The following is a 21,139-nucleotide window of genomic DNA, read 5'->3' as shown; positions in this document are numbered from 1 at the left end:
AGCCTCGATTCGCTTGCGCTGCCTAGCGCAGCTGGCCGAAGCGATCGGTGTCCGCGGTGGATCCGAGCACCAGCACGCGGTCCCCTTCGACAAGCACGGTGTCCGCATCGGTATTCTGCCAAATGCCGGAGGCGTTGGCCTTCGCTGCGATGGTCACCCGGTACTTCTTCCGGACTCCCATCTCGCTCAACCGCATCCCATGCAGGCTTGCCGGTGCGGTCATCTTCACCAGGGCGTAGCCCGGATCGACCTCCACGTAATCCATGATCGAGCCGCGCACCAGATGGGCTACGCGCCGGCCCATATCCTTTTCGGGGTAGACAATGTGGTGCACCCCAAGTTGTTCGAGGATCAGCCCGTGCCGGTCATCCTGAGCCTTCGCCCAAATCAATGGAATGTCCATGCTGACCAGCAGCGAGCAGCATAGGATGGAGGACTGCAGATGGCTGCCTACGGCGACCACTACGCGGTCAAAGTCCTGAATTGAGAGCTGCTCGAGCACCTCGCGGCGTGCGGCGTCCGCCCGCACCACCTGGGTCAGCTCACCGTTCAACGCCTGGACATTATCCTCGTTCAAGTCGATGCCCAGTACATGGGTGCCCGATTTCATCAATTCCATGGCGAGCGAAGCGCCAAAGCGCCCCAAGCCAATCACCGCAACCGAGTCGGCGGCGGCAATATGCTTCGAGTCTGAGCGGAAATTCAGTAGCTTACCCAATTGCGGGCCTTTCTTTTGGAAGTTCGTAGAGGGCCTTGCGGTCGCGCAAGGCGAGGGCCGAACCGAGCGAGAGCACTCCGACGCGCCCTAAGTACATGAGCGCGATCAGGATGCTCTTGCCGGCATCGGGCAGGTCGGGGGTGATGCCGGTGGACAGGCCAACGGTGGCGAAGGCCGAGGTGGCCTCGAAGAGGCAACGATCCAGCGAATACGGCGTCAGCAGCAACAATCCCATGGTTCCCGCGAAGACCGCGGCGGCGCCCAAGAGCGTGACCGTCAGCGCTTGGCGATGAATGGACCGCGAAAGCCGTTTGCCCAGCACATTGACGGCCGTTTCGCCGCGCAGCTCGGTGAGAATGATAAATAGGAGCACCGCCGCGGTGGTGACCTTGATGCCACCGGCGGTACCGGCAGGGCCGGCACCGATGAACATGAGCACATCCATGCCGAGCCACGAGGCCGGGTGCATGGCGCCGATATCGATGGAGTTGAACCCGGCGGTACGAGTTTGCACCGAGTGGAAAAAGCCGGCGAGCACGCGTGCCGCCGGGTCCAAGGTGCCAAGGGTTTGGGGATTATTCCACTCCATGGCGGTGATGAACACCGTACCGCCGAGCAGCAGCAGGCCGGTCATGAGCAGCACGAGTCGGGTGTTCATGCTCCATTTGAGCGTGTTGCGTCCGTAGCGGCGCAGCTGAACGAGTACCGGGAAGCCGAGTCCGCCGAGGATGATCGCGAAGCTGACCGGCAAGCTGATCCACGGGTCGTCCACAAAACCCATGAGGCTGTCCGAATAGAGCGCGAATCCAGCGTTGTTGAACGCGGACACCGCATGGAACACCGCGTGCCATAGGGCCGAGGGCACATCGTAGTCGTAGCCCAGCCAGAAGCGCAGGGCCAGTGGCACCGCGGTGACCGCTTCGAGGGACAGGGAGAAGAGCAGAATGGTTTTCGTGGCTGTGCGGACGTCCTGACCGCTCATGGCCTTGCTTTCGCGCTGGGAGGACTGCCGGGTGAGCAACCCGATCTTGCCCATGAGCAGCATGCTCAGCAGGGAGGCGACAAGCATGATGCCCAACCCGCCGAGCTGAATGAGCGCCAAGATGATGAGCTTGCCGAAGAGCGTGTAATGGGTTGCGGTGTCCACCACGGTCAGCCCCGTGACGCAGACCGCCGAGGTGGCGGTGAACAGCGCGTCGATCAGTGGGGTGAATCGTCCATCGGTGTGTGCCCACGGTGTGGCGAGCAGCAGGCCACCGATCAGGATGGCGCCTAGGAACCCCAGGGCGACCAGTTGCGCTGGCCGGGCCAGGGGATTGTGGCGAGGGCTCACTTGGAGTCCGGACTTCTTTGCGAGCATGATTTCACATTGGTCGTAGTGACGCCGTGCGGAAGCGCGAGCGCGAGTAACGAATGAAATACTACGCCTGTCTTCAAGGTATTAATCCGTGATATGCATCTCATCTAATTGGGCCGCCCGGTGCATCGAGCATCGAGAGTAAAGCATGGATCCCCGAAGTCAAACCGCATAATCGGGATTTGCCTTCGAGGACCTTCGGGGAACGCGAGCGGCTAGTGAATCTCGCCGACCAGCTCGACGACGCGCTGCGCGGTACCCCACGACAGGGTGACACCCGCGCCGCCATGGCCGTAGGCGGCAATCACCGGAAACTGGTGTCCCGCAACGCGTTCGAGTCGGATGGCATCGCGCGCCGGGCGAAGTCCCACCTTGTGCTCCAGGACCTCCAGCCCTTCGAGTTCTGGCACCAGCTCGGTGGCGCGGCGCAGAATCGCCGCCGCGGTGTCCGGCTCGACCTCGCGGTTCCAATCATTGGCCGTGTCGGTGCCGCCGACAATGATGTCCTCGCGCCGGGGAATGATGTAGCTGACCCCGCCGGGGTAGTCGTCGTCGCACAGCCAGTCGGTGAGCTTCTTCGTATTGGCCAGGCGTACCACCTGGCCGCGGATCGGGTAGACGGACTCATCATCGCCCAAGAGCTGTCCACCGCGCAGCCCGCCGGCGATGACTACAAGATCTGCGCCGCCCTGCAGCTCCCTAAGATCCATGACCGTACCGTGGATGAAAACCACCCCGAGTGCTTCGGCCTCATTGCGCAGCCACAAAAGGTAGGTGGTCATGTCGATGATCGGCAGGCGCGCGTAGACTCCGGCGTGGGCGCCTTCGGGCAAATCTGCCTTTGGCGCTTCGATTGTCTTCGCAACGATTCTGGTCCAGGAGCGGTCGGCCCCGGGCAGATGATCGACGTTCAAGCCCGAACGCAGATCCACTCCGGTTTCGGGGATGGACGCCAGTTCTTCGAACCGCGCCAGCGAGCGTGCCAGCAGCAAATCCGCGGCGGGGGAGTTCTCCGAGTGGTAGGGGAACCAGATGGCGGCGGCCACCGCGGAGACGGTCTGCCATGGTTCTTGATCCGTGATTACGGTGACGCGGTGGCCGGCGCTGGCCAGCTCGTGGGCGGTGGACAGCCCGATCACTCCGGCACCGATCACCGTGATGCGCCGTGCCTCTGCCGGCTGTTGCTGCGCGGTCATGTCCAGGGTCCTTTCAAATCACAAAGACCGGTGCCGCCCGTTGTTATTGGGCGGCACCGGTCTGCGGTGAGGCTTAGAGCAGCGTCGCGGCGCTGCGGTCGATCAGCCAGCGGGTAGCCTCGGTGCCCTGCACGGCGCTTGCCGGCACCTTGGCCTCGTTGACCTCGTGCTGGGCGGCGGCCAGGGCCGGCGCCTTCTCCGCGCCGGAGACCAGCAGCCAGACCTCGCGGGCCGTGTTGATGGTGCTCATGGTCAGCGACACCCGGTGCGGTGGCGGCTTGGGGGAGTCGTGCACCGCGATCGCCCCGAGCTCGGTGGAGCGCGTGTGGTCCGGGAACAGCGAGGCGACGTGCGAATCCGGGCCCATGCCGAGCATCAGCACGTCGAAGACCGGGTTCGCCGCGCCGTCGCCGGCCTCCTCGGCGAGCAGCTGCGTGTAGGCGGCCGCCGCGTCCTCGGCGCTGGCGTAGGCGTCGCTGTCACCCATCACGTGGACGGTGCCGCGGTCAAGGCCCAGCTCGTCCAGGGCGGCGAACAGCGGTTCGGCCTGCACCGCGTTGCGATCGGTGCTGCCGGCGGCGACGAAGCGCTCATCTCCCCACCAGAAGTGCACCTGGGACCAATTCACCGAAGCCTTCGCCGGGTTCTGCGCCACGGCCACCAGCGCCGCGATGCCCAGCGTGCCGCCGGTCACCACCACGTGGGCGACCCCGCGGGCGGCGATCGCATCGGCGATGGAGGTGATCAGCCGGGCTGCGACCCCGTGCGCGGTGGCGGCGGTGTCTTCATGGATGACAATCTGTCTAGCGATCACTGGGAATGATGCTCCTTAGGTTGGTCAGGTTCAGCCCGCGGGTGATGACCTCGCCGAAGACATCGTCCGCGTCCAGGCGGCGCATCTCCTCGGCCAGGCATTCGGCCACCGAGCGGCGCGGCAGCGAGATGCGCTGCGGCGCGCTGCCCGGCAGGTAGAGGTGGGCCACGGCTCCGGAGGGACGGGAAAGCTCCACGTCGCCATCCTCACGAGCCAGACGCACGCTGGAGAGCCCGCCGGTGGACTTATCCGCCGCGATGGTCACCGGGACGTCCAAGGCCATGGTCAGCCAGGCTGCCAGCAGCGAGGTGGACGGAGAGTTCTCCGAACCCTTCACGGTGATTCCGCTCAGGCCCTCGGTGCCGATCAAATCGATAATGCTGGCCAGCTGGGCGCGCCAGAGGGTGATGCGGGTCCACGCCAGGTCGGTGTCCCCGGCCCGGTAGGTGCTCGCACGCTGGAAGAGCGCCTCGGTGGGATCCTTGGTCTCGTTGGAGTCGGTGATCCGCCGGTGCGCCAGCTTGCCCAGCGCGGTGTTGTACGGGTCGGCCGGGACCCCGTGCGGCCACCAGGCGACGATCGGCGCGTCGGGCAGCAGCAGCGCGGAGATCAGCGCCTCGTCGGCGGCCATATCCGGGCCGTGCGTGCGCATCACGATGACCTCGGAGGCCCCGGCGTCCCCGCCGACGCGGATCTGCACGTCGAGCCGGTTCTCGCCGTTCTCCGAGCCGCGCACCACCACGATGATGCGGCAGGGGTGTTCGCGGCTGGCCAGGTTGGCCGCCTCGATGGCGTTCTCCGCGAAGCCCTCGCGGGTGATGACCACCAGGGTCAGCACCCGGGACAGGGCGACCACACCGTGGGTGCGGCGCGAGGAGAGCAGCTTCTTGGCCACCTTCGAGGTGGTGGTGTTGGGAAGATCGATCATCATGGTCGTCGCCACGTCCTTCCGTCTTTGGCCATCAGCTCATCGCCGCTGGCCGGGCCCCAGGAGCCGGGCAGGTAGGGATCTGGCTGTTCGGGCTGTGCGGCCCAGTAGTCTTCGAATGGGTCCAGGATGCGCCAGGACTGCTCGACCTCTTCATGGCGCGGGAACAGCGGCGGTTCGCCGAGCAGCACGTCGAGGATCAGGCGTTCGTAGGCCTCCGGGGAGGACTCGGTGAACGCGTTGCCGTAGCCAAAGTCCATGGTCACGTCGCGGATCTCCATCTGGGTGCCGGGCACCTTGGAGGAGAAGCGGATGGTCGCGCCCTCATCGGGCTGCACGCGGATCACGAAGGCGTTCTGCCCGAATTCGTCGTCCGCGTGGTCGGTGAACAGCAGGTTCGGTGCGCGCTTGAAGACCACCGCGATCTCGGTGACGCGGCGTCCCAGGCGCTTTCCGGCGCGCAGGTAGAAGGGCACCCCGTCCCAGCGGCGGGTGTTGATGTTCAGCCGCACCGCCGCGTAGGTTTCGGTTTTGGACTTCGGGTTGAAGCCCTCCTCGTCGAGGAAGCCGACCACCTCTTCGCCGCCCTGCCACCCGGAGGTGTACTGGCCGCGGGCGCTGGCGGCCCCGAGATCCTCGGGCAGCTGCACCGCGGTGAGCACCTTTTCCTTTTCGGCGCGCAGGTGATCGGCGTCGAAGGAGATGGGTTCTTCCATGGCGGTCAGCGCCAAAAGCTGCAGCAGGTGGTTCTGGATGACGTCGCGGGCCGCGCCCACCCCGTCGTAGTAGCTGGCGCGCCCGCCGATGCCGATATCCTCGGCCATGGTGATCTGCACGTGGTCCACGTACTTGTTGTTCCACAATGGCTCGAACATCTGGTTACCGAAACGCAGGGCCAGCAGGTTCTGCACGGTTTCCTTGCCCAGATAGTGGTCGATGCGGAATACCGCATCGGGCGGGAAGACCGACTCGACGATCTCGTTGAGCTCGCGGGCGCTTTCCAGGTCGTGGCCGAAGGGCTTCTCGATGACCACGCGCTCCCAGCCGGGATTCTCATCCTTGGCGAGCTTGTGCTCGGAGAGCTTCTGGCAGACCACGTCGAACCAGCTAGGCGGGATGGACAGGTAGAAGGCGTGGTTGCGTCCGGTGGAGCGCGAATCGGCCAGCTCGTCCAGGGTGGCGGAGAGCTGCTCATAGGCGTTGTCGTCGTCGAAGGCCCCGGAGATGAAACGCATTCCGGAGGCCAGCTGGTCGAACACCGTCTCGTTGAACGGGGTGCGCGCGCTGGCCAGGATCCATTCGCGGGCCTGGTTGGCGAAGTCCTCGGCGGACCAGTCGCGGCGGCCGAAGCCGACGATGGCAAAGTTCGGGGGTAGCAGGCCGCGGTTGGCCAGGTCATAGACCGCGGGCATCAGTTTTTTGCGGGCCAGGTCGCCGGTGATTCCGAAGAACACCAGCGCGCCCGGACCGGCGATGCGGTTAAGCCGCCGGTCGCGGGCGTCGCGAAGTGGATTGCTCATATTTTGTTCTTAGCTCGCAGCCTCAAGCAGCGCCGCGATACCCGCGGCGCGATCGGTTAGATTCACGCGCAGCACCGGACGGCCGTGTTCGGCGTCCGCGAGCACCGCACCGTCGCCGGTAGCCTGGGCGGTGATCAAACCGCCGAAGCTGTAGGCGCGGCCCGGGATCTCCAGGTCCTGCTCGTGGTTCGCGGTCACCTGCAGGAAGACCCCCTGGCGGGGGCCGCCCTTGTGGTACTGGCCGGTGGAGTGCAAGAAGCGTGGCCCCCAGCCGAAGGTCACCGGACGTGAGGTGCGTTCGGCCAGCAGGTCGCGCAGCGCCTCCAGATCCTTGTCGCCGTGGCGGTCCAGGTAGGCGTGGATGGACAGGTAGCCATCCTCGCCCAGCTGCGCGGTCAGCGCATCGAGCGCGCCGGCCAGATCGGCGGCCTGCGTGCCGAACAGCTCGACGCTGCCGTCCACCGCATCCGGGGATCCGGCGGTCGGCGCGTCGAGCAGCGAGCGCGCGGCAATCTTGGCGGCCTCGACATCGGGCTGGTCAAACGGGTTGATGCCCAGCAGGTAGCCGGCCACGGCGGTTGCGTACTCGAAGATCATGAACGAGGTGCCCAGCGGTGCACTGAGGTGGATCGCGGTGGCCTCCTCATCAATTTCCGCGGGCAGCTGCTCGTGCAGGTAGAGCGGCAGCACATCGGCGGCCACCTGCTCCAGCTCGGGCGCGTCCGCGTGGGCCACCACCGGGAGCACTCCCTTGCCGAGCTTGCCGGTGGATTCGGCGATGAGCTGTTCGGCCCAGTCCCCGAAGCCCGGCAGGGCGTCGCCGATTTCCGCGATCACCAGCTTGTCGCGGCCGGCGGTAACCAGCGCGGCGCCCAGGTGCAGCGCAATATTGTCCTCGTCGTCGCCGCTGAGCAGGTCCGAGATCAACCCGGCCTCTTCGATCAGCGCTTCGATATCGGCCCCGGCAAGGCCCGAAGGCACCAGTCCGAAGGCGGTCAGCGCCGAGTAGCGCCCGCCCACATTCGGGTCGGCATTGAAGACCGCGCGCACCCCTTCGGGATTGTCCATCGGGGAACCCGGATCGGTGACGAGCACCAGCCGGGTAGCCGGATCGATGCCGGCGGCCTCGAAGGCCGCGGTGAAGGCGCGGCGCTGCGAATCGGTTTCCACGGTGGACCCCGATTTGGAGGCGACGACCACGACGGTGCGCTCCAGCTCGGTGTTCACGATCTCGGAAACCATCTGCGGGTCGGTGGTATCGCAGATGACCAGGTCAACCTCGTCATGCGCGGCGATCACCTCGGGTGCCAGCGAGGAGCCGCCCATGCCGCACAGGGCGATCCGGGTCAGGCCCTCGGCCAGCAGCTGCTCGCGCAGCTCAAGGATCTGCGGAAGCAGCTTTGCGGCGGCTTCGAAGGGCTGGGTCCAGCCCAGGCGCATGGCGGACTCGGCTTCGGCCTCGGCACCCCACACGGTGGGGTCCTGGCCGGCGATGCGGCTGCCGACCTTAGCCTCGATGAGCTGCGGAAGCAGCCGGTCGACCGAGGCGAGGGCCGCGCCGGAAGTAACTAAGCCCAACTCCATCTACTTGGCCTCTTTCAAAGCCACAGACATGTCCTCGAGCAGTTCGTTCCAGGCGACGTCGAACTTCTGAACGCCTTCGACCTCGAGCAGCGACACAACCTCGTTGTAGTCCACGCCCTGGGCCGCGAGCGCGTCGAGCACGCCGTTGGCCTGGGCGTAGCTGCCCGAAACCACGTTTCCGCGGACCTCGGCCTCTGCGGCGGTGGCCTCCAGGGTCTTTTCCGGCATGGTGTTCACGGTCTGCGGTGCCACCAGTTCGGTGACGTACAGGGTGGATGGGTAGGCAGGATCCTTCACACCGGTCGAAGCCCACAGCGGACGCTGCACATTGGCCCCGGAGGCTGCCAGCGCTTCGTAGCGTGCCGAGGCGAAGGTCTCCTCGAAGACCTGGTAGGCCAGGCGGGCGTTGGCCACACCGGCCTGGCCGCGCAGTGCCAGTGCCGCCTCGGTGCCGATGGCGTTCAGGCGCTTGTCGATTTCCGAGTCCACGCGGGAGACGAAGAAGGAGGCGACCGAGTGGATCTTGGACAGGTCCAAGCCCTTGGCTTTGGCCTTCTCCAGGCCGATCAGGTACGCGTTGATGACCTCGCGGTAGCGTTCCAGCGAGAAGATCAGCGTGACGTTGACGCTGATGCCCGCCGCGATGGTTTCGGTGATGGCCTCCAGGCCGGCCAGCGTGGCGGGGATCTTGATGAGCACGTTTTCGCGGGCTACGCGTTCGTGCAGGGCCTTGGCCTGGACGATGGTCTGCGCGGTGTCATGGGCCAGACGCGGGTCGACCTCGATGGACACGCGGCCGTCGAAGCCGTTGCTCGAGTCGTAGACCGGGCGGAAGAGATCGCAGGCGGCGGCAACGTCGTCGCTGGTGATCTCGGTGATCGCGTCTTCGACCGACTTGTGGCGCTGTTCGGCGATGGCCTCGCCGTAGACCGCTGCGTTGGTCAGTGCCGCGGCGAAGATCGACGGGTTGGTGGTCACGCCGACGACGTTTTGCTCTTCGATGAGCTTGGCCAGCGAACCGCTGGTCAGGCGCTCGCGGGAAAGGTCGTCCAGCCAGATCGAAACGCCGGCGTCGGACAGGGCCTGGGTATTTGGGTTACTCATAATGTGTGCCAGTTCCTTTACTTAACAACTTTTTCGGCGGCTGCGACAACTGCATCGGTGGTGATCCCGAATTCGCTGTAGAGCTTCTTGTAGTCTGCGGATGCACCGAAGTGATCCAGGGAGATGATTTCGCCTGCGGCGCCGACCAGCTCGCGCCAGCCCTGGGCTACGCCGGCTTCCACCGACACGCGGGCGGTGATGGCCGCCGGGAGCACCTCTTCGCGGTAAGCGGCGTCCTGCTTGGCGAACCACTCGAAGCTCGGCAGCGAGACGACGCGGGCGGCGATGTTCTTCGCGGCCAGTGCCTCGCGGGCTTCGACGGCCAGCTCGACCTCGGAGCCGGTGGCCAGCAAGATGACATCCGGGGTGGTCTCGGCGCCCTCGCGGACGGCCTCGGCCAGGATGTAGCCGCCCTTCAGGGTGCCTTCGGCACCGCGGAAGCCTGGCGCCGAACGGTCATAGATCGGCAGGTTCTGCCGGGAGAGCACGATACCCGATGGGGTGCCGGTCAACTCCAGCATGCCGCGCCAGGCGTAGGCGACCTCGTTGGCGTCGGCCGGACGGACGACGTCGAAGTTCGGGATGATGCGCAAGGAAGCGAGCTGCTCCACCGGCTGGTGGGTCGGGCCGTCCTCGCCCAGGCCGATCGAGTCGTGGGTCCAGACGAAGATCGACGGGATGCCCATCAAGGCGGCCAGGCGGATGGCCGGACGCTGGTAGTCCGAGAAGATCAGGAAGGTTCCGGAGAACGCGCGGGTCGGGGAAGAGAGCACGATGCCGTTCACGATCGACGCGGCGGCGTGCTCGCGGATGCCGAAGTGCAGCACCCGGCCGTAGGGGCTGGCATCCCAGGAATCGGTGGAGCGGCGCTCGGGTGCGAAGGACTTCGCGGTGGCGATGGTGGTGTTGTTCGAACCGGCGAGGTCCGCGGAGCCGCCCCACAGTTCCGGCAGCTCATCGGCGATCGCGTTGATGACCTTGCCCGAAGCGGCGCGCGTAGCCATGGTGGAACCTGGTTCGAAGGTCGGGATCTTTTCGGTCCAGCCCTCCGGCAGTTCCCCTGCCTGCAGGCGCTCAAGCAGCGCTGCCTCTTCGGGGTTGGCGCGCTTCCACGCTTCGAAGGTCTCGTTCCACGACTCGTGCAGCTCCGCACCGCGGGTCACTACCTCGCGGGCGTGGGCGAGTACTTCCTCATCGATGTGGAAGGACTGCTCAGGGTCGAAGCCCAGGACATTCTTCAGCCCTGCGACTTCTTCGCCGCCGAGCTTCGAACCGTGGATGCCGCCGGTGTTCTGCTTGGTTGGCGAAGGCCAGCCGATGATGGTGCGCAGCGCGATCATCGAGGGACGGGAGGTCTCGGCCTTGGCGGCGCGGATTGCGGCGTCCAGGGCATGCATGTCTTCGATGTATTCGCCGGTCACGGTCCAGTCCACGCGCTGGGTGTGCCAGCCGTAGGAGTCGTAGCGGCCCAGCACGTCTTCGGTGAACGCAATGTCGGTGTCGTTTTCGATGGAGATCTTGTTGTCATCGTAGATAACGACAAGGTTGCCCAGTTCCTGGTGGCCAGCCAGCGAGGAGGCCTCGGAGGTGACACCCTCCTGCAGGTCGCCATCGGAGGCGATGACGTACACGGTGTGGTCAAACGGGCTGGTGCCGGCTTCTGCTGCCGGATCCAGCAGGCCGCGCATGCGGCGCTGGGAGTAAGCGAAGCCAACGGCCGAGGCCAGGCCCTGGCCCAGCGGGCCGGTGGTGATCTCTACGCCGGCGGTGTGGCCGTATTCCGGGTGGCCCGGAGTCTTCGCGCCCCAGGTGCGCAGCGCTTCGATATCTTCCATCTCCAGGCCGTAGCCCGAGAGGAAGAGCTGCAGGTAGAGGGTCAGCGAGGTGTGACCGGGGGAGAGCACAAAGCGGTCGCGACCGATCCAGTTCGGATCCTTCGGGTCGTGACGCAGGTGCTTCTGGAAGATCAGGTACGCAGCCGGAGCCAAGCTCATGGCGGTACCGGGATGGCCGTTGCCAACTTTTTCTACTGCGTCGGCTGCCAGGACACGAGTGGTGTCGATGGCCTTACGATCCAACTCGGTAAGTGAGAACTCTTCTACTAAGGATTCAATCGCCACTGCGGCGTTCCTTCCATTCAGGCTTGGACGGGGTTTATCCCGCTGACACGCAATACGCCGTCGACCCTGCTACCCGTAGTCGAGCTTTTTGGGGTATTAGGTGGCGACGGCGCGATTAGTGTCCACTGTATCGCGAATCGCTCTATGACTGTATGGGTTGAACAAACATGACACGCACATTTTGCATCAATCTTTGACCCATCGAACATTGCCGAGGTCACAACCGGAGGGCGAGCCTCCCGTGGCCCGGGATGCGGCAACGACACGCGGTGTTGATTTGGGCCTCTCTCCGCCGCTCCGGCGGTGCGCGAATGCCATGCCGCGCTCGCTTGAGGGTCGTGGGGAAATGGTTATCGCGCGGAGAGCCTTGGCCATCCAGGTGAGGTTGTGCTTGAAGCTTGGGAAACCCCTTGCCCTACAATGTTATGTTGTTGTTGTTCTGTGATTCACAAACTTTGGGGGTTGTTGCTTTCGGGCCGGGGTGGCGGTGCTGCCGCTCGACGCGGGTGCCGGCTAGTGGCTGCGGCCCAGCGTTACGGAGTATGCGAGGCTGCACCCCGAGGATGGCAGAGGGGTAAAGATGACCGGAATCACGCGGTTGGCCATGAATACTTACATCAAGCAACTACCGTCCGAGTTCTATTCGTCGTAGAATAAGTGGTGTCTGTCTTGTACCCGTGTAGAACTGAGTGCGTTTAATTGAAGACTCTTAGCGTCGCCGGATCGTTAGTACCGCGCTCATCGCGCCAACCTGACGAAAATGCTGGGGATTTTGCCAAGCGCAAGGCCCGTGCCTATCTGGCGCTCACCAAGCCTCGCGTCGTAGAGCTGCTCCTGGTGAGCACCTTGCCGACAATGATCTTCGCAGAGCGCGGTTTCCCCGCCGTCTGGTTGATGGTTGCTACCATTCTTGGCGGTGCCATGGCCGCCGGCGCGGCAAGCGCATTCAACTGCTACCTCGATCGCGACATGGATAAGTTGATGAAGCGCACCAAGGGGCGGCCTTTGGTTACCGGTGACGTCACCCCGCGCGAGGCCCTGATCTTCTCTTGGGTCTTGGCGATCGCATCGCTCGTTGTCTTCTGGTTCGGCACCAATCCGCTGGCCACGGCCCTGGGACTTGCCGCGATCCTTCTCTACGTAGTTCTCTACACGATGATCCTCAAGCGCCGCACCTCGCAGAACATCGTCTGGGGCGGCATTGCCGGTTGCATGCCGGTCCTTATCGCCTGGGCGGCGGTCACCGAGACCGTGGAATGGCCGGCGATCATCCTATTCCTGGTGATTTTCCTTTGGACCCCGCCGCACTACTGGCCACTGTCCATGAAGTATGCAGATGATTACAACGCCGCCTCGGTGCCGATGCTTGGAGCGATCGCCAATGCCCGCCGTGTGTCGGTGCAGGTAGTTCTCTACGCCTGGGCCACGGTGGTCTGCTCCCTGCTGCTGCTGCCCATGGGATATGCGGGCATCGTTTACACCGCGATCGCCGGCGGGGCAGGCGTTTGGTTCGTCTACGAATCACATGTGCTCTACCGCGAGGCTCAGCGCGATCACAGCCCTGCTGAGATGAATCGCAAGGCCATGAAGGTCTTCCATATTTCGATCACTTACCTATCGATCGTGTTCTTGGCGCTGGCCATTGACCCGTTCGTCGGCAGCCCGCTGTTTGGCTAAGTAATACTCTGAAATCCCCGCTTCCATTGAGTTGGAGGCGGGGATTTTTGTCTCCTTGGACGGACTCGACCCGAGTGCCCCTGATCGAGTGCCCCTGATGCTGCTCCCGCAGGTGCTTGCCATCGGTGGAGCTCAACGGAGATTTCCGACTGGCCGCGCTCAATTACGCGGCGATTCATTCTACGGTGCGGCATTCGACGGAGGAATGCTCGTCGCCGCTCTGGTGGCTGTCCGGGGGACTGGTCCCTGCCTTCGGGCGCTATGTGCTGCTGCACTAGGGGCTGCTGGAGAGCCTGCTTCGCACAACATGCGCTAGCCCATATGGGAAGGCAAAAGGCTGGAAACCAAGTGGTTTCCAGCCTTTTGCCATGCCGAGTCCGTTGTTAGTGCTGCTCGACGCGCTCGCTCTTCGGCAGTCTGGCCGCACGATCCCACAGGTTCGTGGAGGCGACCATCAGCAGGCTCGCACCGAGCATGTGCAGAAGCACCAAGCCGATAGGTAGACCGGTGAAGTGCTGGATGTAACCCAGGGCCGCCTGCAAGGCAATAACGACGACCAGCCACCAGCTGGCTGCGCGGAGCTTGGCGTTGCCTCCGGTGCGGTAGGCCAGTACCAAGACGATCACCGTGGCAAGGACGAGCAGGTACACCGGGGCGGTGTGCATGCGCGTGACCAGCAAGGGGTCGAAGAGGTGCCGGGGAGCGGTGGCATCCCCGGCGTGCGGACCGGTTCCGGTTACGATCGTTCCCATGATGACGGCAAGCATCGACAGGACCCAAGCGGCGGTCGCGAATTGCCCAATGGTCTTCGTCGTTGGCGGGGTGATGTCATGTTTCAGCTCGCGGCGGGTTCGGTTGACCAGGATTGTGGCCAGGCACACCAGCGTGCCCGAGAGTATGAAGTGCAGGGAAACTACCCAGGGGTTCAGATCGGTCCAGACGGTAATGCCGCCGATCACGCCTTGAGCCGGAATGCCTGCCAGCAGCACCACTGCGAGCTTGAAGATCGAAGGGTGGCTCTTGCGCATATTCCAGATCGAAATCAAGAACGCCACCGCGATGGCAAGCAGGACAAAGGTCAGCAGGCGGTTCCCGAACTCGATCAGCCCGTGGTAACCCATTTCTGGAACCGGAGTCATCGACCCCGGGACGCAGTTAGGCCAGTGGGAGCAGCCGAGCCCGGACTTGGTCAGCCGCACCGCACCGCCGGTCACGATGATCCCGATCTGCGAAACCAAGGAGGCGATTGCCAGGCCGTGGACGATGCCGGTGACCTTCGGCGGCATAGTGCCTAGCCATGTATTGGCGGCAGCGACAATGATTCCGAAGAGGTCACCGATCTTGGCGAGCATCCTGGAAGCCCAGCTTCGTTTAGCTAGGTCTGAAGACATGGAAATCTCCCCTTCATTGGTGTTCTGGTTAGTTCCATTTGAATAGTTTGATGGCAGCAAATGAACCAGCTGCGGCCCAAAGCACCAAGAAGATCACGCTCGCGATGCTGAACCGGCCTTCTATGAGCGCCGAGCGCATCGCATCGCCGAGTGCGGCAGAGGGCAAGGCGTCCAGGGTCGGCTGGATCCAATGCGGCGCCATGCTCAGCGGGAAGAGCACCCCGCCCACTCCGGCGAGCAGGATCCACGCCAAATTCGTGATTGCCAATGTGGCTTCGGGGCGAACTGTGCCGGCAATCAACAGCCCCAGGGCGGTGAAGGCCGCTGCCCCGAGAAGCAAGAACAGGATCGCCGGAAGGATTCCAAACAGGTTTGGCTCCCATCCGAGCAGCAAGGCCACAAGGGTGATGAGGACTACCTGGATGGCCAGCACGGTGAGCACCGCAATGACCTTGCCGAAGATTAATCCGGTCTTTCCCAGGGGAGTAGTGGAGAACATCCGCAGCACGCCATAGCGGCGGTCGAAGCCAGTTCCAATGCCCTGGCCAGTGAAGGCCGTGGAGATCACGCACAGGGCCAATACGCCGGGGACGGCTGCATCGATGCTGCGCGGGGCAACGCCTTCGAGCAAATCGGTAAAGGTGAGACCGAACAAGGCGATAATAGGCAGCACCACCGCGAGTACCAGTTGCTCGCCATTGCTGAGCATCATGATCGTTTCGTATTTGCCCTGGAGCGCGATGCGCTTGGGCGTGGAAACCGCGTTGGATTTGGCGGCTGTCTGGCTCATGCCGGTTCCTCCTTTTGCGCGAATTCCAGAAAAACATCTTCGAGGCTGCGTGCCTGCAGATTCATATGCTTAGGCAGGATTCCCTCGCGTGCCCACCAGCTGGTGAGCCAGTGCAGATGCTCCGCGGCGCTCACTCCGGTCAGGTGGTACTCGCCGGGTGCCGTTTCGCTCAAGTGCAGGCCTGCCGGCGGGTGCGGTAGCGCGAGGCCAGGTGCCGCCCCAAAGCTCACCGGGCGGGTCTCATGTTCGGCGGCGGCCAGTGTCGTCAATTCGGCGACGGTGCCCTGCGCAACGGTGCGGCCCTTGTCGATGATGTACACGTAATCACTGAGGCGTTGCGCGTCATCCATCAGATGGGTGGTGAGCACGATCGCCTTGCCGGCGTCGCGCTGTTCGCTGATCAGGTCGAAAACTACTTGGCGCGACTGCGGGTCCAGTCCCGCGCTTGGCTCGTCCAAGAACAGGACCTCCGGGTCCCCGGCCAGCGCCAGGGCCAGGGCGATGCGTTGTTTTTGGCCGCCGGAAAGCCGGCGGATGGTGCGGCTGCCGAAGGATTCGAGATCTAGACGCGTTATCAGCGCGTTAATATCTATTGGGTTCTTGTACATGGCCGCGACATGGCGCAGCAAGGGAACCGGGCGCATCGAGGGTGGCAGCCCGCCGTCCTGCAGCATGACGCCGACACGCGAGCGGAGGTCTGGATTGTCCCCGTAGGGATCCTGGCCGAGCAATTGCACCGTTCCGCTTTCCGGGCGCATAAGCCCCTGGGCGCAGGCGAGGGTCGTTGATTTGCCGGCGCCATTGGAGCCGAGAAGCGTGGTGACCTGCCCGGGGAAGGCTTTGAGGGAGACGGAATCCAGGACCCTGAGCATGCGATTATTCAGCGCAGGAACCGGTCCCAGATCCTTGCTCAGCTCATTGATGATGAGGCTGGGAGTAACTGAAGACACCACAGCATTCTACGTCATGTCGAAGTCAAGGGCCCTGAGTCCTTTGTCACGAAGACTCGAATTAGGTTTGCGTGCGGAGGATGATGGTTGTAGCGGAAGAGAAAATCCGCGAGATTCACAAGGTGACAAGCTCTACCTTAGTAAGTCCTTCCTTACTAGACGTACGCTGAAAATATAGGCATGCTTATGTTGTGTATTCATCTAATTCAGACACAGCTAGTACCACAACTGGCACTACGGTTGACGCGGTTGGGGATACTGAGGAGCGCACGCGAGACCGAGTTCTGAACGCAGTCCTTGAAGATGGACCGGTTAGTGCGGCCGAGCTTGGCACCAAGCTCGGGTTCACGCCCGCGGCGGTTCGGCGTCACCTCGATGCCTTGTCCAAAACCGGACTGGTAGAGGTGAAGCTGGTAGCCAACCAGAAGTCGGGCGCAGGCCGTCCGTCCCGTCGGTACGTACTTTCGCACCGGGGACAGGCGAAACTGGGCAATGACTACCTGGATATCGCCACCCAGGCACTTAAAGTGCTGGGGGACGCGGCGGGAGAAGATGCGATTCGCAAATTCGCCCAGGACCGCTTCGCGACGATGGAAAGCCGCTATGCGAAAGCATTAGACGGTGTTGAAGGGCTGGAGGAACGGGCGGCGAAGCTCAGCGAATTGCTTAGCTCCGACGGCTTCGTTGGCTACACCCGCAAGGTTGAAGCGAAGGTTTCAACAGCACTAATGCGCAGCGTTCAGCTGTGCCAGGGGCACTGCCCCATACAAGATTTGGCACGCGAGTTTCCGGTGTTTTGCGACATGGAAACTGAAATGTTTGCCCGTCTGGTCGGTGTCGACGTGAGAAGGCTGTCGACGCTGGCCGGCGGTGGACATGTGTGCACGACCCACATCCCTGTGGGTCGCGGAAAGGCGCCAATACGCGCTGAGAAGAGAACTCGAATTAAGTTCACGAAGCAGGAGAGGCCGCGATGACGGATCAGATTGCACAGGAGTCTGCCGACCCAGGTGTAATTTCCGATATTCTGGAGAAGAACCCCGAACTCCACGGAATCGGTAATTACGAATACGGCTGGTCAGACAAGAACGACGCGGGTGCGAATGCACGTCGCGGCGTTGACGCCGATGTTGTAGCCAACATTTCCAACCTCAAGTCAGAACCTGAGTGGATGTTGGAGCTGCGCCAGAAGGGCTTGAAGTACTTCGACCGCAAGCCAATGCCTACCTGGGGTCCAGACCTCTCGGGCATCGACTTCGACAACATCAAGTACTTCGTTCGCTCGACCGAGAAGCAGGCCACCACGTGGGAGGACCTGCCCGAAGACATCAAGAACACCTACGACAAGCTGGGCATTCCAGAGGCTGAAAAGCAGCGTCTGGTTTCCGGCGTAGCCGCTCAGTACGAGTCCGAGGTTGTCTACCACCAGCTGCGTGAAGACCTCGAAGCCCAGGGCGTCATCTTCCTCGACACGGATACCGCGTTGAAGGAACACGAAGACATCTTCAAGGAGTACTTCGGCTCGGTCATCCCGGCGGGCGATAACAAGTTCGCTTCGTTGAACACCGCGACCTGGTCCGGTGGCTCGTTCGTCTACGTCCCCAAGGGCGTACACGTGGAGATCCCGCTGCAGGCCTACTTCCGTATCAACACGGAAAACATGGGTCAGTTCGAGCGCACCTTGATCATCGCCGACGAGGACTCCTACGTCCACTACATCGAGGGCTGCACCGCGCCGATCTACCAGTCGGACTCGCTGCACTCGGCAGTCGTGGAAATCATCGTGAAGAAGGGCGCCCGCGTCCGCTACACGACGATCCAGAACTGGTCGAACAACGTGTACAACCTGGTGACCAAGCGTGCCGTCTGCGAAGAGGGCGCCACCATGGAGTGGGTCGATGGCAACATCGGTTCCAAGGTCACCATGAAGTACCCGGCTGTCTACCTGGTCGGCGAGCACGCCAAGGGCGAGACCCTGTCCATCGCCTTCGCCGGCGAAGGCCAGCACCAGGACACCGGTTCGAAGATGGTTCACATCGCTCCGAACACCTCCAGCTCCATTGTCGCCAAGTCGGTGGCCCGTAACGGTGGCCGCTCCGCTTACCGCGGTCTGGTTCAGGTTCGCGAGGGTGCCAAGGGCACCAAGAACTCGGTCGTGTGTGACGCGCTGCTGGTTGACCAGATTTCGCGTTCGGACACCTACCCATACATCGACGTCCGCGAGGATGACGTGACCATGGGCCACGAGGCAACGGTTTCCCGTGTTTCCGAAGAACAGTTGTTCTACCTGCAGTCCCGCGGCCTGGCCGAGGACGAAGCAATGGCGATGATCGTGCGTGGCTTCGTTGAGCCAATCGCCCGTGAACTTCCAATGGAATACGCGCTGGAACTGAACCGCCTTATTGAACTCCAGATGGAAGGATCGGTCGGCTAAGAATGTCCGAGACCACTACTCAGATTCCCGATGAGAAGGCGCGCATTGGCGCCCCCTCCATCCCGGGCTTCACAGAAGAGGGCGAAAACCTTTCGCCATTGAACGACAGCGCCACCTCCCCACTTGCCGGCGACTCGGCCAAGAGCCACAGCCACGGCGGCGGCGAAGGTGTGACGGATTCTTCACGTGCCGGTCGTTTGACCAGCTTCAACGTCGAGGATTTCCCGAAGCTGACCGGACGCGAAGAAGACTGGCGCTTCACCCCGCTCAAGCGCATCGGTGGCCTGCACACCGCTGAACTGACCGGCAAGGCACCGAAGGTTGAACTGACCGGTTCCGAAAACGTCTCGCTGCGCACCGTCGCGGCAGACGACGCGATCCGCGGCAACGCCTTCACCCCTGATGACCGCGTGTCGGCCAACAGCTGGAAGTACTCCAACGGCGCACAGGTGCTCACCATCCCGGCTAACGCCGACGATGTGAAGAGCGTCCTGCGCATCACCGGTGAGTCGCTGGATCCAGCGGCTCAGCACTTGATCATCGTGGCAGAGGAGAACTCCGAAGCCATGGTCGTTATCGACCACGTAGGCTCGGCAGTGCTGGCGCAGAACATCGAATTCGATGTGCGCCAGGGCGCTCGTCTGCGCGTTGTCTCGCTGCAGGCTTGGGAATCGGATGCAATCCACGCTTCCTCGCAGCAGGCCTCGGTGGCCAAGGACGCAACCTTCAAGCACATCGTGGTCACCTTCGGTGGCGACCTGGTGCGCGTGAACCCTTCGGCTCGTTTTGCCGGAGAGCACGCCGAGATCGAGCTCTACGGCCTGTACTTCGCCGACGCCGGTCAGCACTTGGAGCACCGCTTGTTCGTCGACCACGCGGTACCGAACTGCAAGTCGAACGTGCTGTACAAGGGTGCCTTGCAGGGTAAGAACGCGCACACCGTCTGGGTTGGCGACGTGCTGATCCGGAAGGCTGCCGTGGGAACCGATTCCTACGAGGCGAACCGCAACCTGGTGCTCACCGACGGCACCCGTGCCGACTCGGTGCCTAACTTGGAAATCGAGACCGGCCTGATCGACGGTGCCGGACACGCTTCCACCACCGGACGCTTCGACGACGAGCACCTGTTCTACCTGATGGCTCGCGGTATCGATGAGAAGACCGCACGCCGCTTGGTGGTTCGTGGCTTCCTGAACGAAATCGTCCAGCAGATCGGTGATGAGCAGCTCCAGGAGCGCCTGACCGACACCATCGAAGAAGAATTGGCAACCACTACCCTCTAGGTAGTGCCGGTTCTACCAGCCTTTTAGATATAGAAACGGAACGACGTATGTCTACTCTGGAAATCAAAGACCTGCACGTCTCGATCGACACCGAGCAGGGTGAGAAGGAAATTCTCAAGGGTGTTTCGCTGACCATCAACACCAACGAAACCCACGCAATCATGGGCCCCAACGGCTCGGGCAAGTCCACCTTGGCCTCGACCATCGCCGGCCACCCACGTTACAAGGTCACCTCGGGTTCGATTACCCTTGATGGCGTCGACGTGCTGGAGATGAGCGTTGACGAGCGCGCCAAGGCCGGTCTGTTCCTGGCCATGCAGTACCCAGTCGAGGTCCCCGGCGTGACCATGACCAACTTCTTGCGTACCGCCAAGACCGCAATCGACGGCGAAGCTCCGAAGCTGCGTACCTGGACCAAGGACGTCAAGGAAGCCATGGCGAAGCTGAAGATCGATGCGGACTTCGCTGGCCGTAACGTCAACGAAGGCTTCTCCGGCGGCGAGAAGAAGCGCGTCGAAATCCTGCAGATGGAACTGTTCAAGCCTAAGTTCGCCATCTTGGACGAGACCGACTCGGGCCTCGACGTTGACGCGTTGAAGACCGTGTCCGAGGGCGTCAACCGCGCTCAGGATGATAACCAGATGGGCACCTTGCTGATCACCCACTACACTCGCATCCTGCGCTACATCAAGCCAGACCACGTGCACGTGTTTGTTGACGGTCGCATCGCTGAGCAGGGTGGCCCGGAACTTGCAGATCGTTTGGAAGACGAAGGCTACGACCGCTTCCTCAACGTCAAGGCCTAGTAAGGTAAATTCCATGAGTGAATCAACCGAACAGAGCACGGGAGCCGCTACGACTCCGTTGGAAGACGTAGAGGAGGCGCTCAAGGACGTCATTGACCCGGAACTCGGTGTTAATATCGTCGACTTGGGCCTGCTTTACGGTCTGAAGTACGCGGAAGACGGCGCACTTATTCTCGACATGACCCTGACCACCGCGGCTTGCCCGCTCACCGATATTATCGAGGAGCAGGTCGCCCAAGCGATGGAAAGCGTTGTCGACGAGCATCGTTTGAATTGGGTCTGGATGCCGCCTTGGGGTCCGGAACGCATTACCGACGATGGTCGCGACCAGATGCGAGCCCTTGGGTTCAACATCTAAGTTGTAGAGCCAAAAGGCACCTTTCGAATCTTTCAAGATTCGAAAGGTGCCTTTTCTTAATCCGCTTGTTGAATCTGCGCTGGTTGTAGCCCCGTCCCTGGCCCGATGG

Annotated in this window: 18 protein-coding genes; 6 read left to right on the top strand and 12 right to left on the bottom strand. The window is 62.9% G+C overall.

What is annotated here, in order from left to right:
- Positions 1-22: 22 nt before the first annotated feature.
- The 9 genes from ACT3UA_RS00580 to tkt form a co-directional block, all read right to left on the bottom strand.
- Positions 23-718 (bottom strand): potassium channel family protein, encoded by a 696-nt coding sequence (locus ACT3UA_RS00580; RefSeq protein ID WP_217990360.1) that lies wholly within the window; start codon positions 716-718, stop codon positions 23-25.
- Positions 711-2,078, bottom strand: coding sequence for a TrkH family potassium uptake protein (locus tag ACT3UA_RS00575; protein WP_096285144.1), 1,368 nt, complete (start codon positions 2,076-2,078; stop codon positions 711-713). The genes ACT3UA_RS00580 and ACT3UA_RS00575 overlap by 8 nt, the downstream gene beginning before the upstream one ends.
- 212 nt (positions 2,079-2,290) lie before the next feature.
- A complete protein-coding gene (locus tag ACT3UA_RS00570; protein ID WP_444615309.1) occupies positions 2,291-3,271 on the bottom strand; it encodes an FAD-dependent oxidoreductase in 981 nt (326 codons plus the stop codon).
- A gap of 73 nt (positions 3,272-3,344) precedes the next feature.
- Entirely contained in the window at positions 3,345-4,085 is a 741-nt protein-coding gene (pgl, locus tag ACT3UA_RS00565; RefSeq protein WP_096285140.1) for a 6-phosphogluconolactonase, read from the bottom strand.
- On the bottom strand, positions 4,075-5,016 hold the full coding sequence (locus ACT3UA_RS00560; RefSeq protein ID WP_444615308.1) for a glucose-6-phosphate dehydrogenase assembly protein OpcA: 942 nt from the start codon (positions 5,014-5,016) through the stop codon (positions 4,075-4,077). Before ACT3UA_RS00560 ends, pgl begins: the two co-directional genes overlap by 11 nt.
- Positions 5,013-6,533 (bottom strand): glucose-6-phosphate dehydrogenase, encoded by a 1,521-nt coding sequence (gene zwf / locus ACT3UA_RS00555; RefSeq protein WP_444615307.1) that lies wholly within the window; start codon positions 6,531-6,533, stop codon positions 5,013-5,015. The genes ACT3UA_RS00560 and zwf overlap by 4 nt, the downstream gene beginning before the upstream one ends.
- A 9-nt stretch (positions 6,534-6,542) precedes the next feature.
- The gene (locus tag ACT3UA_RS00550; protein WP_096285134.1) at positions 6,543-8,117 is read right to left on the bottom strand and encodes a glucose-6-phosphate isomerase; all 1,575 of its coding nucleotides are present in this window, start codon (positions 8,115-8,117) and stop codon (positions 6,543-6,545) included.
- A complete protein-coding gene (tal, locus tag ACT3UA_RS00545) occupies positions 8,118-9,221 on the bottom strand; it encodes a transaldolase (RefSeq protein ID WP_096285132.1) in 1,104 nt (367 codons plus the stop codon).
- Positions 9,222-9,238: 17 nt separating this feature from the next.
- Positions 9,239-11,341 (bottom strand): transketolase, encoded by a 2,103-nt coding sequence (tkt, locus tag ACT3UA_RS00540; protein ID WP_096285130.1) that lies wholly within the window; start codon positions 11,339-11,341, stop codon positions 9,239-9,241.
- A gap of 699 nt (positions 11,342-12,040) precedes the next feature.
- Between tkt and ACT3UA_RS00535 the strand changes: the two genes are divergently transcribed.
- Positions 12,041-13,018, top strand: coding sequence for a heme o synthase (locus ACT3UA_RS00535; RefSeq protein ID WP_096285128.1), 978 nt, complete (start codon positions 12,041-12,043; stop codon positions 13,016-13,018).
- Between the two features lie 383 nt (positions 13,019-13,401).
- Here ACT3UA_RS00535 and ACT3UA_RS00530 read toward each other — a convergent pair whose 3' ends face one another.
- Genes ACT3UA_RS00530 through ACT3UA_RS00520 form a run of 3 tightly spaced genes read right to left on the bottom strand, consistent with a single transcriptional unit; the run spans position 13,402 to position 16,152 of the window.
- A complete protein-coding gene (locus ACT3UA_RS00530; RefSeq protein ID WP_255248394.1) occupies positions 13,402-14,409 on the bottom strand; it encodes a COX15/CtaA family protein in 1,008 nt (335 codons plus the stop codon).
- Positions 14,410-14,437: 28 nt separating this feature from the next.
- Complete coding sequence (locus tag ACT3UA_RS00525; protein ID WP_096285124.1) at positions 14,438-15,199, bottom strand: ABC transporter permease; 762 nt, start codon at positions 15,197-15,199, stop codon at positions 14,438-14,440.
- Positions 15,196-16,152, bottom strand: a complete 957-nt coding sequence (locus tag ACT3UA_RS00520; RefSeq protein WP_096285122.1) for an ABC transporter ATP-binding protein — start codon at positions 16,150-16,152, stop codon at positions 15,196-15,198. Before ACT3UA_RS00520 ends, ACT3UA_RS00525 begins: the two co-directional genes overlap by 4 nt.
- A gap of 188 nt (positions 16,153-16,340) precedes the next feature.
- On the opposite strand from ACT3UA_RS00520, the gene ACT3UA_RS00515 reads away from it, so the two are divergent.
- From ACT3UA_RS00515 to ACT3UA_RS00495, 5 genes are read left to right on the top strand one after another with little or no spacing between them, the layout of a single operon-like run.
- A complete protein-coding gene (locus tag ACT3UA_RS00515; RefSeq protein ID WP_096285120.1) occupies positions 16,341-17,126 on the top strand; it encodes a helix-turn-helix transcriptional regulator in 786 nt (261 codons plus the stop codon).
- A complete protein-coding gene (sufB, locus tag ACT3UA_RS00510; RefSeq protein WP_096285118.1) occupies positions 17,123-18,583 on the top strand; it encodes a Fe-S cluster assembly protein SufB in 1,461 nt (486 codons plus the stop codon). The genes ACT3UA_RS00515 and sufB overlap by 4 nt, the downstream gene beginning before the upstream one ends.
- Positions 18,584-18,585: 2 nt before the next feature.
- Positions 18,586-19,866: a Fe-S cluster assembly protein SufD gene (gene sufD / locus ACT3UA_RS00505; RefSeq protein WP_444615306.1), complete on the top strand. Its 1,281-nt coding sequence runs from the start codon at positions 18,586-18,588 to the stop codon at positions 19,864-19,866.
- Positions 19,867-19,913: 47 nt separating this feature from the next.
- Entirely contained in the window at positions 19,914-20,672 is a 759-nt protein-coding gene (gene sufC / locus ACT3UA_RS00500) for a Fe-S cluster assembly ATPase SufC (RefSeq protein WP_096285114.1), read from the top strand.
- A 13-nt stretch (positions 20,673-20,685) separates the two neighbouring features.
- Positions 20,686-21,030 (top strand): metal-sulfur cluster assembly factor, encoded by a 345-nt coding sequence (locus ACT3UA_RS00495; RefSeq protein WP_096285112.1) that lies wholly within the window; start codon positions 20,686-20,688, stop codon positions 21,028-21,030.
- The last annotated feature ends 109 nt before the right edge of the window (positions 21,031-21,139 follow it).

Origin of the sequence: Glutamicibacter sp. 363 (assembly GCF_052379505.1) — a bacterium.
Lineage (GTDB): Bacteria > Actinomycetota > Actinomycetes > Actinomycetales > Micrococcaceae > Glutamicibacter.
The sequence above is the reverse complement of the archived record's forward strand: the minus strand, read 5'-3'. Positions and strand labels throughout refer to the sequence as shown.